This window comes from Thauera aromatica (assembly GCF_023093595.1).
In the GTDB taxonomy this organism is placed as follows: domain Bacteria; phylum Pseudomonadota; class Gammaproteobacteria; order Burkholderiales; family Rhodocyclaceae; genus Thauera; species Thauera aromatica_A.
Genome location: NZ_JALLIK010000093.1, coordinates 1 through 11,828 on the forward strand (window position 1 = coordinate 1; position 11,828 = coordinate 11,828).

Annotated in this window: 12 protein-coding genes; 3 read left to right on the forward strand and 9 right to left on the reverse strand. The window is 66.3% G+C overall.

The window, feature by feature from the left end:
* The first annotated feature begins 360 nt into the window (after positions 1-360).
* The 3 genes from MXC99_RS06390 to MXC99_RS06400 all read left to right on the forward strand — a co-directional run bounded on the left by MXC99_RS06390 (position 361) and on the right by MXC99_RS06400 (position 3,307).
* The gene (locus MXC99_RS06390) at positions 361-1,386 is read left to right on the forward strand and encodes a TRAP transporter substrate-binding protein (RefSeq protein WP_247724657.1); all 1,026 of its coding nucleotides are present in this window, start codon (positions 361-363) and stop codon (positions 1,384-1,386) included.
* Positions 1,387-1,460: 74 nt separating this feature from the next.
* Positions 1,461-1,985 carry a TRAP transporter small permease gene (locus tag MXC99_RS06395; RefSeq protein ID WP_247724658.1) on the forward strand — a complete coding sequence of 175 codons (525 nt, stop codon included), beginning with the start codon at positions 1,461-1,463 and terminating at the stop codon, positions 1,983-1,985.
* Entirely contained in the window at positions 1,982-3,307 is a 1,326-nt protein-coding gene (locus MXC99_RS06400; RefSeq protein ID WP_247724659.1) for a TRAP transporter large permease, read from the forward strand. Before MXC99_RS06395 ends, MXC99_RS06400 begins: the two co-directional genes overlap by 4 nt.
* A gap of 106 nt (positions 3,308-3,413) precedes the next feature.
* On the opposite strand, the gene MXC99_RS06405 is transcribed toward MXC99_RS06400, so the two are convergent.
* The 9 genes from MXC99_RS06405 to MXC99_RS06445 form a co-directional block, all read right to left on the reverse strand.
* Positions 3,414-4,439: a TRAP transporter substrate-binding protein gene (locus MXC99_RS06405; RefSeq protein WP_247724660.1), complete on the reverse strand. Its 1,026-nt coding sequence runs from the start codon at positions 4,437-4,439 to the stop codon at positions 3,414-3,416.
* Positions 4,440-4,544: 105 nt separating this feature from the next.
* Positions 4,545-5,090, reverse strand: a complete 546-nt coding sequence (locus MXC99_RS06410) for a hemerythrin domain-containing protein (protein WP_247724661.1) — start codon at positions 5,088-5,090, stop codon at positions 4,545-4,547.
* A 56-nt stretch (positions 5,091-5,146) separates the two neighbouring features.
* Positions 5,147-6,424 carry a TRAP transporter large permease gene (locus MXC99_RS06415; protein WP_247724662.1) on the reverse strand — a complete coding sequence of 426 codons (1,278 nt, stop codon included), beginning with the start codon at positions 6,422-6,424 and terminating at the stop codon, positions 5,147-5,149.
* On the reverse strand, positions 6,421-6,918 hold the full coding sequence (locus tag MXC99_RS06420) for a TRAP transporter small permease (RefSeq protein WP_247724663.1): 498 nt from the start codon (positions 6,916-6,918) through the stop codon (positions 6,421-6,423). Before MXC99_RS06420 ends, MXC99_RS06415 begins: the two co-directional genes overlap by 4 nt.
* Before the next feature lie 77 nt (positions 6,919-6,995).
* Positions 6,996-7,970: a TRAP transporter substrate-binding protein gene (locus tag MXC99_RS06425; protein ID WP_247724664.1), complete on the reverse strand. Its 975-nt coding sequence runs from the start codon at positions 7,968-7,970 to the stop codon at positions 6,996-6,998.
* 52 nt (positions 7,971-8,022) lie between these two features.
* On the reverse strand, positions 8,023-8,661 hold the full coding sequence (gene maiA, locus MXC99_RS06430) for a maleylacetoacetate isomerase (protein ID WP_247724665.1): 639 nt from the start codon (positions 8,659-8,661) through the stop codon (positions 8,023-8,025).
* 14 nt (positions 8,662-8,675) lie between these two features.
* Positions 8,676-9,884 (reverse strand): 3-hydroxybenzoate 6-monooxygenase, encoded by a 1,209-nt coding sequence (locus tag MXC99_RS06435; protein WP_247724666.1) that lies wholly within the window; start codon positions 9,882-9,884, stop codon positions 8,676-8,678.
* A gap of 26 nt (positions 9,885-9,910) precedes the next feature.
* The gene (locus MXC99_RS06440) at positions 9,911-10,621 is read right to left on the reverse strand and encodes a fumarylacetoacetate hydrolase family protein (protein WP_247724667.1); all 711 of its coding nucleotides are present in this window, start codon (positions 10,619-10,621) and stop codon (positions 9,911-9,913) included.
* Between the two features lie 47 nt (positions 10,622-10,668).
* Complete coding sequence (locus tag MXC99_RS06445; protein WP_247724668.1) at positions 10,669-11,709, reverse strand: cupin domain-containing protein; 1,041 nt, start codon at positions 11,707-11,709, stop codon at positions 10,669-10,671.
* Positions 11,710-11,828: the final 119 nt, after the last annotated feature.

Here is an 11,828-nt window from a genome sequence, read left to right on the forward strand (position 1 = left end):
CTGCTGTGAGCAGCTCAAGCGCACGCTGGCAGCCATCGGGCCACCGAACCCCCTCCGTTTGCTGGCTGATCATGCAGATGGGCTGGGGTAACTGCCGGATTTAGGATGAATGAACGGTCGTTCATTGTTTGACGTCGAACATTCACCCTCATGCTCCACCGGGAAAGGAGCCGCACCTCGCCGTCAGGCACTGGGAGTGGCCGACCGAAGCCGCGATATGATCGAGCCGGCTATTCATTTTTTGTATACCAGATAGTGTCGCGGCCGGCTGTCGGTGCTCCGTCCCGGACGGCAGACTCGCCGCTCCCCGGCAAGCAGCCCGGGCCGCATGCACCAATCGAAGATGACGAGGAGATTCCCATGAAGGTTCGCAGTCTGGCGCTCGGCTTCGCTGCCGCCGTGTTCGTTCCGGCGGTAGCGCAGGCCGGGGAAGTGCTGTTGAGAGTCGCGCATTTCCTGCCGCCGGTTTCGCCCGCCCACACCAAGTTCATCGTGCCGTGGTGCGACAAGATCGCGGCCGAATCGCACGGCAAGATGAAGTGCCAGATCTACCCGGCGATGCAGCTCGGCGGCACGCCGCCGCAACTGCTCAGCCAGGTGCGCGATGGCGTCGCCGATATCGTATGGACGCTGCCGGGGTATACCGCCGGCCGCTTCCCGGTATCGGAAGTGTTCGAGCTGCCGTTCTTCACCACCGGGCGCGAAGCGTCGTCGCGTGCGCTGTGGGATTTCGTCCAGGGCCACGCGATGAGCGAATTCGCCGGCCTCAAGCCGCTCGCCACCTGGGTGACCGGGCCGTATGTGCTCCATTTCCGCGACAAGCAGGTGCGGAATCTGGAAGACCTGAAGGGCATGAAAGTGCGTGCGCCTTCACGCCTGGGCACCAAGCTGCTGGCATCGCTCGGTGCCACGCCGGTGGGCATGCCGGTGCCGCAGATGGCCGAGAGCCTGTCCAAGGGTGTGATCGAAGGCGCGCTGGTGCCGTGGGAAGTGGTGCCGGCGACGAAGGCTCATGAACTGACCAAGTTTCATGCCGAGGCCGGCGGCAATCATCCGCTGATCGCGGCGACGATGATCTTCGTCATGAACCAGAAGAAGTACGACAGCCTGCCCCCCGAGTTGAAGCAGGTCATCGACGCCAACAGCGGGCGTGAGACTTCGGCGTGGGTGTCGGCACAGTTCACCGAACCGGACGAAGACGGGCGCAAGGCTGCCCAGGCGCAAGGCAACACCATCACCCAGATTCCCGTGGAGGAAATCGCAAAATGGCAGGCTGCGGCGAAGCCGGTGACCGCCGAATGGGTCAAGGAAATCTCGGCGAAGGGGCTGGACGGACAGAAGCTGCATGACGAAGCCGCCGCGCTCGTCGACAAGCACTCGAAATAAGGCAGTCTTTGCGCCGGCGCCTGTGCCAAGCGAGGCCGGCGCCGGGTTCGCAGAGAAAACTGGAGGAGGATGGCATGGCTGAATCCGTAATCGAGTCGGCCCCCCGCACCTGCGGGGTGATCGGCAGGAGTATCGAACTGGCCTGTACCGTGCTGGCGCTGCTTGCCGGCCTGATGTTCTGCATCGAGGCGGTAATGTCGGTGGTCAGCGTGGTGGGGCGGGCTGCATTCAATTTGCCGGTGCCTGGCGACTATGAGTTGGTGCAGATGCTGTCGGCAATGGGGATCGCGATGTGCCTGCCTTACTGCCAGCTGAAAGGCGGGCATGTGTTCGTGGATTTCTTCACCCTGTGGGCCTCGCCTTGGTTGAAGCGGATCCTCGACTCGATGGCCGCGCTGCTGATGGCGTTCTGCGCCTTCGTGCTGGCCTGGAGGATCTGGGCGGGCATGATCGAAATGCGCGAATACGGTGAGACGTCGATGGTGATTTCCCTGCCGATCTGGTGGGGCTACGTGCCGGTGGTGCCCGCGTTCGTGTTGCTGGGAATCACCGCGCTGTACACCTTCACCCAGGAATTGTGCAGGGAGAGCAAACGATGAGCGGCAGTCTAATCGGCCTGACGATGGGCGCGGTCATGATGGGGATGCTGGCGCTGCGCGTGCAGATCGGCGTCGCCATGTTCCTGACCGGTGGCATCGGCTATATCTGGGTGTCCGGGCTCGATCCCTTGCTCGCCTACCTGAAGAACGCTCCTTACGGACGCTTTTCGCTGTACGACCTGTCGGTGGTGCCGCTGTTTCTGTTGATGGGGCAGTTCGCGACCCATGGCGGCCTGTCGCGCGCCCTGTTCAAGGCCGGCAACGCCTTCATCGGCCACTGGAAGGGCGGCATGGCGATGGCCGGAGTGAGCTCGTGCGCCGGCTTCGGCGCGATCTGCGGGTCCTCGCTGGCGACGGCGGCGACGATGTCGCACGTCGTGCTGCCCGAACTCAAGCGCCATCAGTACAAGCCGTCGCTGGCGGCCGGCTCGGTCGCCGCCGGCGGCACACTGGGCATCCTGATCCCGCCTTCGGTGCCGCTGGTGATCTACGCCATCATGGCCGAGCAGAACATCGCCAAGCTGTTCCTGGCCGCGTTCCTGCCGGGCATCCTGGCGGCAGTCGGTTACATGGTGGTGATCGGCATCGTCTGCCGCCTGGATCCGGTTGCGGGCGGACCGGGGACGCCGCGGCATTCGTGGGCGGAGCGTCTGAGCACGGTGATCGAGACCTGGCCGGTGCTCCTGATCTTCCTGGTGGTGATCGGCGGCATCTACGGCGGGCTGTTCACGCCGACCGAGGCGGCCTCGATCGGTGCGCTCGCCACCGGGGTCGCGGCCTGGCGCTCGGGCGGCCTGAAAGGGGCGGGGCTGATGGAGTGCCTGTACGGGACGGCGAAAGGAACCGGCATGATGTTCCTGATCCTGCTCGGTGCCGATACGCTGAATTCGTTCATGGCGCTGTCGCAGCTGCCGGCAGAGGCGGCGGCCTGGGTGCAGGAAATGGGCTTCGGTCCGTTCACCGTATTGTTTTCCATCATCCTCATCTATCTGCTGCTCGGCTGCGTGATGGACAGCCTGTCGATGATCCTGCTGACGGTGCCGATCTTCCTGCCGATCGTTCTGGGCATGGAGTACTGGGGCCTGGGGCTGGAAGAAAAGGCGATCTGGTTCGGGATGGTGGCGCTGGTGGTGATGGAGGTCGGTCTGATCACACCGCCGGTGGGGATGAACGTCTACATCATCAACGGGGTGGCCAAGGACATTCCGATGGCGACGATCTTCCGTGGCGTGCTTCCTTTCCTCGCCTCGGACATCCTGCGCATTTTCCTCCTCGTCTTCTTCCCCAGCATTTCGCTGGTCGCATTGTGGGTCTTTAACTAACGCCCCGGCTGGGCGGGCGGATGAGCCGCCCGCCCCCAGGACTGCGAAAAAAACCGCCGCCGGAACATCCGGCGGCGGTTTTTTTGCCAGAGGCTGCGGCCCGTCTTTACTCGGAGTACTTTTTCACCAGGGCGACGGCGTCGTCGTACAGCTTCTGGCCGTCGCTGCCCCGGGCGCTGCTTTCCTTGATCCATTCGGCGGTCACCGGCTTGGCCGCCGCTTCCCACTTGGCCATTTCCTCGGCCGGGATCGAATAGATGAGGTTGCCGTTGGCCGCGGTCCTCTCGCGCCCCACGGTGTCGGCGGCGACGTGCTGGGCGGCGACCCAGGCGGAGAATTCGCGCCCGCTGTTGTTGTCGATGACCTGCTTGAGCTCGGCGGGCAGGCTGTCGTACTTCTTCTGGTTCATGACGTAGATCATCGTCGCCGTCGTCATCGCCCGCTCGGCGCCGGACTCCGCATGGAACTTGGTCAGTTCCTGGGTCTTCGTTGCCGGCACCACTTCCCACGGAATGAGCGCGCCTTCGATCACGCCCTTGGACAGGCTCTCGGCCATCTGCGGCACCGGCATGCCCACCGGCGTGGCGCCGAGCGAAGCCAGCAGCTTGTTGCCCAGACGCGAAGGCGCACGCACTTTCATGCCCTTCAGGTCTTCCAGATTCTGTACCTGCTTGTCGCGGAAATGGAGCACGTTGGGGCCGTTGACCCACACCGCGAGCGGCTTGATGCCGGCGAATTCGCTCATCGCATGGGCCTGGACGAAATCCCACATCGCGCGTGCGGACGGCTCGTGCGTGGTGGTGATGAAGGGCAGCTCGAACACTTCCGATACGGGGAAGCGGCCGGGCGTATACCCCGGCAGGGTCCATACCACGTCGGCAACGCCGTCGCGCACCTGGCTGAGCAGCTGCGGCGGCGTGCCACCGAGCTGCATCGCCGGGTAGATCTGGCACTTCATCTTGCCCTGCGATTCGGCCGCGATCTTGTCGCACCAGGGCGCGATCACCTTGGCGTGCATCGGCGTGGTCGGCGGCAGGAAGTGGGCAACTCTCAATACGACTTCTTCGGCCTGCGCCGCAGTCGGCAGCAGCAGGGTGGAGATGAGGCCAAGTGCGGTGTTGCGGACTTTCATCGTGCGTCTCCTCCGGGAAAAAGCGTGTGGCTGAAACTGAATGAACGGTTATTCAGTATACCGAAAGGACCTCGATAGTCCACCGTCATCTTCACGGCGGCCTGTTCAGATGTAGGTCGCCGGCCGCTTCGGGGCGTGGCGCATGTGCAGCGACAGCCCGAGGGCGGCGAGGTGGCTGGCGTTGCGCCCCAGGATCGCCTGCGACAAGGGCAGGTATTCGACTTCCTCGAATTCGGCGTGGGCGCGATAACGGCGGATCAGGTCCTCGATGTCGGTCACGTCGAGTTCGCTGCCCTGGCCTTTGGCCACCCGCTTGAGCCCCGGCTCCAGGCGCTTCCAGGCGGCTTCGAGCTCGCGGTGCTCGTCGGTCAGGCGGCGGGCGAGGGCCTGCACCCGCTCGGCCTCGGCGCCCTTTTCGGCGCTGGCGAGGACGGCGGGGAACAGCTCACGCTCCTCGTCGAGGTGGTGTTCGAAGATCGCTTCGCGGAAAAATTCGAGGGCGCTGGCGGCGATGATCCGGGCCCGGGTGGCGGGCTCCAGCAGCGCAGGCAGCTGGCTCAGCATGTCGAGCTTGCCGAGGATGCCGGCATGGCACTGGGAGAAGTCCTGGAGCGGTGCGTTCTTGTCCGTGGTCGGGGCAGAGGAGGTCATGGCAATGTCCGTCCGGTTGTGCAAAAGGAGGGGGCTGTACCGTGCGCGGCCGCAGCTTAGTGGGCGCTCATCAGGGCGGGCAGCCAGGTCGACAGGGCCGGAACCGCGGCCAGCACCAGCAGCACCAGCAGCACGGCTGCGAGGAAGGGCGCGGTGGCGTAGAACAGCGGGCCCATGCGGATGTCGGCCTGGACCATGGCGATGTAGAGCCCGGGACCCACGGGCGGCGTCACCAGGCCGATCACGGTGGCCATCGTGCAGATCACGCCGAAGTGGATCGGGTCGATGCCCAGGCTGGTGACGACCGGCATCAGCAGTGGTACGACGACGATCAGTACGCTGATGCTCTCGAGGAACATGCCCAGGATGAGCATCATCGCGATCACCAGGATGAGGAAGACGAAGGGCGAGTCGGTGAGTCCCCGCATGTACTCGACCACGAGGTCGGGCACGCCCTGGAAGGCGAGCACCCAGCTCAGCACCGAGGCGGCTGCGATCAGGCCGGTTATGGTGGCGGTGTTGATGCCGACTTCGAGCAGGATCCTGCCCAGATCGCGGGGCTTGATTTCGCGATAGACGAAACCCAGCACCAGGGAGATGATCGAGGCGACCGCGCCCGATTCGGTCGGCGTCATCACTCCGGCCATGATGCCGGCGATCACCACCGTCGGGATCAGCGCCGGTACCAGGCCTTCGAGCAGGATCTTGAGCGAGGCCTTGCGCGCGCTGCGGCTGCCGGCGGGCAGGCCGGGGCCGAACACGCCGAACAAAAAGATGACGAGGGCGAGCGCCGACACGACCAGGATGCCGGGCACGATGCCGGCGATGAACAGCGGTGCGATCGGCTGCACGGCGACGACGCCGTAGATGATCATCAGCATCGAGGGCGGAATGATCGGCCCGAGCAGGCCGGCGGAAACGGTGACCGCGCCGGAGAAGGCGCGGGGGTAGCCCATGCGCTCCATGGCCGGGATCATGACCTTGCTCATCACCCCGATCTGCGCCACCGCCGAGCCCAGGATCGAGGCCGCCATCGCGTTGGTGAACAGGTTGGCATAGGCGAGGCCGCCCTTGATGCCGCCGACCAGGACTTCGGCGACCGCGATCAGGCGCTGGGTGAGGCCGGCCTTGTTCATGATCTCGCCCACCAGCAGGAACAGCGGGATGGCGAGCAGGCTGTTGATTTCGAGCGCGCCGTAGAGCTGGATCGGGATCGAGTCGTAGAGCACCGCGAGATCGCTGGTGACCATGAACACGATGGCCGCGGCGAGGATGCTGCCGATGATCGGCAGGCCCGCGAACAGCAGGCCGAAGAACACGAGCAGGGTGATCATTGCGCCGCTCCGCGGCAGGCGCGCACTTCACGCACGATGGCGACGAGCTGGTGCCAGGCCATCACCGTCAGGGCGAGCGGCAGCACCGTGTAGTTGTACCAGCGCGGCAGCTGGGTGGTGGCGCCGAGCTCGAGGCGAACGTCGGGGCGGGCGACCCATTCCCAGCCGAGCCAGGCGACGAACGCGAGCAGCGCCAGCATCACTCCGCCGAGCACTGCGAGCAGGGCGTGGCGGCTGCGCCCGGGCAGGGCGCGGGGGAGGAAATCGATGCTCACCAGCATGCTGTGGTGGACGAGCAGCGACAGCCCGAACAGGGTCGCGAACACCAGCATCTGCACCGAGATTTCCTCGGCCCAGAAGATCGGGGCGGAGAAGAAGTAGCGCATCACGACCTGGCTCATCATGATGCCGGCGATCGCGCCGGTGAGGCCGATCACCAGGCTGCGCTCGATCCGGACCAGGCCTTGGTCGATCCCTTGGATGAACTTGAACATCTGCGTCGATTCCTTCGCTCAATGCGTGCGGGCAGACGCCGCCCGCTGCGCGGCGTCTGCCTTTTTTCCGGGAGCGCTCAGAGACCCTTGGCCTGATCGTAGAACTGGGCGATCAGCGGGTTCTTTGCGGTGTAGCGGTCGCGCACCGTGCTGCCGACCGCGCGGAAGGAGTCGATGTCGGCGTCGACCACGGTGACGCCGTCGGCCTTGGCCTTGGCGAGATTGTCGCGGTCTGCCGCGATCGCGGCCTGGAAGCCCCATTGCTCGGCTTCGGCGACGACCTTGGCGATCAGCGCGCGCTCTTCCGGGGTGCGGCTTTGCCACCACTTCTTGGAGGCGACGATCGCCGCCGGGAAGGCCATGTGGTTGGTCAGCGTCAGGTAGGGGGCCTGCTGGTGGAATTTCAGCCCGACCAGAGCGTCGAGGTCGACATCGACCGCGTCGAGCAGCTTGGTGGTGAGCGAGGGGGCGACTTCGGACAGCGGCATCGCGGTCGGCGCGGCGCCGTTGGCGTTCCACCAGTCGTTGTACACCGGGCTGGGGAAGGAGCGCACCTTCTTGTTGGCCAGATCCTTGGCCGAAGTCACCGGCTGCAGCGACAGCACGTGACGCATTCCGGCGAAGGCGTAGCCCAGCCCGACCAGGCCGTGCTGGTCGAGGCGCGCGAGCATTTCCCGCGCCGCCGCAGTGGTGGCGGCGCGTGAGGCGTGGGCGACGTCCTGGAACACGTAGGGCAGCGACCAGCCGAGGAAGGACTCCTCGCGGTTGGAGAGGCCGCCGACGGTAAATACGCCGAGGTGCTGGGCGCCGGCCTGCATCAGGTTGATCATCTGCGCTTCGTTGCCCAGCTTCTGCAGCGGACTGACCGCCACTTTCATCTTGCCCTCGGTGGCCTTTTCCAGCTCGGTGGCGATTTTTTCCGACACCTGGTGCCAGACGTGGGTGGGCGGGGTGATGTGGCCGAGCTTCAGGCTCTGGGCGTGGGCGGTGAACGCGAGGGTGGACAGGGCGAGGGCGGCGAGGGTGGCGCGCGCGGCGTTGATCAGTTTCATTGGCATCTTCTCTGTGGGGTGGGGGCGGGGCAAGGTATTCAGCGCACGGGCTTCAGCGCGCATCGGGCTGTGCGCCCGGAGCGGCGCGCCGGAAAGCGTCGAGCTCGGCGCAGGCGGCATCGATGGCGACGATGTTCGGGTAGGGGGCGAGGTCCACCTTGAAGCGGCGCGCGCTGTCGACCTGCGGCACCAGATAGACGTCGGCCAGACCGGGCGTGTCGCCGAAGCAGAAGCGCCCGCGCCGCCGGTCGGCGGCGAGCATCGCTTCGAGCGCTTCGAAGCCGGCGCGGATCCAGGTGGCGCACCAGGCGTTGACCGCGTCCTCGTCGGCGCCGAGCGGCCCGCGCAGGTATTCGAGGATGCGGCGGTTGTTGATCGGGTGGATATCGCAGCCGACGATCGCCGCCATCGCCCGCACGCGGGCGCGGTCCTCGGTGTTCGCCGGCAGCAGCGGCGGGGTGGGGTGGCGCTCCTCGAGCCATTCGATCACCGCCGGCGACTGGATCAGGGTCAGCTCGCCGTCGACCAGCGCCGGCACCAACTGCTGCGGGTTGACCGCCTTGAACGCGGCACCGAGGTGCTCCTCGGTGCGCAGGTCGACCGGCACGTACTCGTAGGCGATGCCCTTCAGGTTGAGCGCGATGCGCAGGCGGTGCGAGCTGCCGCTGCGGAAGAAGTTGTACAGCTTCATCGGCCCGCCCTCCCTCAGTCCCGCGCCAGGCAGTTGGTGACGTTCCAGCCGTAGAGCCATTCCATCGCGTCGTAGAAGCGTTCCGGCGTGCGGCCTTTCCACAGCTCGTTGCGCACCAGGCGCTCGACCCCCTTGGCGTGGTAGATGCGGCCCATCTCGCGCGAGGACAGCACGATGCGCGCGGTGCGGGCGACGCGCGAGCGCTGGTAGAGGTCGAAGGCCTTGGCGAAGTCGTTGTCGTTCACGCGCAGCGCCTCGCCCAGCGTCACCGCGTCTTCCAGCGCCATGCACGCACCCTGGGCCATGTACTGGGTGGTCGGGTGGGCGGCGTCGCCGAGCAGGGTGACGCGGCCGAAGCTCCATTGGCCGATCGGCTCGCGGTCGGCGGTGGCCCAGCGCTTCCAGCTCTGGGGCAGGTCGATGAGCTGGCGCGCTTTCGCGCAGATGCCCTGGAAGTAGCTCTGCACCTCTTCCTTGCTGCCCTCGGTGACGCCCCATTCTTCCTGGTTGCGCGAGTGGAAGGTGACGACCACGTTGTACTGCTCGCCGCCGCGCAGCGGGTAGTGCACGAGGTGGCAGTTGGGGCCGACCCAGATGCTGGCGGCGTTCCACTGGAGATTCTCGGGGAAGTCCTTCTTGTCGATCACGGCGCGATAGACGACGTGGCCGGTGACCCGTGCCGGGTCGCCGACGAACTGCTGGCGCACCACCGATTTGACCCCGTCGGCGCCGATCAGGGCGATGCCCCGGTGGGCGGTGCCGTGCTGGTCGTACACGGTGACGCTGCTTTCGTCCTGCTCGATGCGCTCGACCCGGGTCGAGGTCAGGAACTCGACGCGGCCGGTTTCCTGCGCGCCTTCGAGCAGCGACAGGTGCACGTCGACGCGGTGGATCACCGCGTAGGGGTTGCCGAAGCGCTCGATGAAGGCCTTGCCGGTGGGAATCTTGCCGACCTGGTACTCGTCGATGGCGTCGTGCATCACCATGTAGTCGGTATAGACCGCGCGGCCGCGCGCCTTGTCGCCGACACCGAGGGCGTCGAAGGCGTGAAAGGCGTTGGGGCCGAGCTGGATGCCGGCGCCGATCTCGCCGATCTCGGCGGCCTGTTCGAGGACCTTCACCCGGAAGCCCTGGCGCACGAGGGCGAGGGCGGCGGCGAGGCCGCCGATGCCGCCGCCGGCGACGAGGACGGGAAGCGGCTGTTGGATTGCTTGCTGGGTCATGGACGTCTCCTCCGTCAGGGGCGGGTTCATTCGGGCTGGCCGATGTTCAGGACGATGTCGCCGACCCCGTCGACGTGGCCGGTAATGCGGTCGCCCGGCTTCACCGCGCCGACGCCTTCCGGCGTGCCGGTGTAGATCAGGTCGCCCGGTTCGAGGTGATAGAACTTCGACAGGTCGGCGATGATTTCGCGGATGTTCCAGATCAGCATCGACAGGTCGGCGCGTTGCTTGGTCTCGCCGTTGACTTCCAGGTGGATCGCGCCCTTGTCGAGCACGGCCTGGCCGGCGGCGGGGACGATCTCGGTGCATACGGCCGACTTCTCGAAGTTCTTGCCCAGGTCCCAGGGCCGGCCCTGCTCGCGGGCGACGAGCTGAAGGTCGCGGCGGGTCATGTCGAGACCGGCGGCGTAGCCGTAGATCAGCTCATCGGCCTCGGCTTCGGCGACGCGGAAACCGGCCTTGCCGATCGCGACCACCAGTTCCATTTCGAAGTGGTAGTTCGAGGTGCCGGCCGGGTAGGGCACGGTGGCGCCGGAGTCGACCAGGGTGGAGGCGTCCTTCAGGAAATAGAAGGGGCTCATCGTCGCCTTGTCCACCGGGCGCCCCATCTCCACCGCGTGGGCGTGGTAGTTACGGCCGACGCAGAAGATGCGCCGCACCGGGAAGCGTGCGCCGGTGCCGCGCACGGGCAGGGAATAGACCGGCGACGGGGCCCACAGGTACTGGATTTCGCTCATGTTCTCGCTCGCTCGAATAGGGAAGGGGATGCAGGAGGGTGCGCCGTTCAGGGGCGCACTTCATAAACGCCGAGCTTCTTGTGCAGCGGGCTTTCGTCGGCGATGAAGAGGAAGGCGGGTTCGCTCGTCGAGCGGTTCTTCAGGCTCACCAGGGTGTAGCCCGGCGCGCAGCAGGTGTCGGCCGGCGCGAGGGCGAAGGGGCTGCCGTCGATGGCGACTTCGGCGCTGCCCTCGATCAGGTGGAAGACCATCGCCGGCGAGCGCACGGGCAGGTTCAGGGTTTCGCCCGGACGCAGCATCAGTGCCGAGAAGCCGAGGATGTTCTGGCAGTCGGCGCCGGTCTCGGGGTTCACGTAGGCGACCTGCACCGCCTCGAGCTGCGGCTGCGACTCGGCCAGGTCGAGCAGCGCGGCGCGGGCCTCCGCCCAGGGGTAGCGCAGCATCGGGTACTGGCGCGCGCTGCCGCGGGTGAATACCGGCGAGGGGACGATGCCGCCGCGGGCGTAGCTGCGCTCGGTGAGGGTGGCGCGCACCTCCTGCGCCCGGCCCTCGACGTGGTAGGAAGCTTCGGTGTAATACACCAGCGGCAGGTCGAGCACGTCGAGCCAGATCACCGGTTCGCTGCCGTCGTGGCCGTGCTCGTGCCACAGCCCGGTGGGGGTCAGGATCAGGTCGCCGCGGCGCATCGGGCACTTTTCACCGTCGACGGTGGTGTACGCGCCTTCGCCTTCGACGATCATGCGCACGGCATTGGGCGTGTGCTTGTGCGCGGGCGCCCACTCGCCCGGCAGCAGCAGCTGCATGCCGAGGTAGATGCTCGAGCTGGCCTGCATCTTCTCCAGGCCGTGGCCGGGGTTGGCGAGCACCAGCACGCGGCGTTCGGCCTTCTCGATCGGGGTCAGCTCGCCGGCCTGCAGCAGCAGCGGGCGCAGCGCGGCGTAGGACCAGCAGGTGGGGCGGGTGCGCAGCGCCGGCTTGCCCGGGGGCAGCACCGCGCGCAGGCTGGGCCACAGCGGGACGAGGTTTTGCGCGCTGAGCGCTTCGCGGTATTCGAGGGGCAGGTCTTCGAGGGTGCCGAGTTGCTGCATGGTGAACTGTCTCCGGGGGCAGGAAAAACCGATGCATCGGTTTTTCTTTAATATGGATCAAAATAATTTCTACGGCTCGAACTGTAGCGGTGGAGCAGAATTCAATCCATGCACGGAAT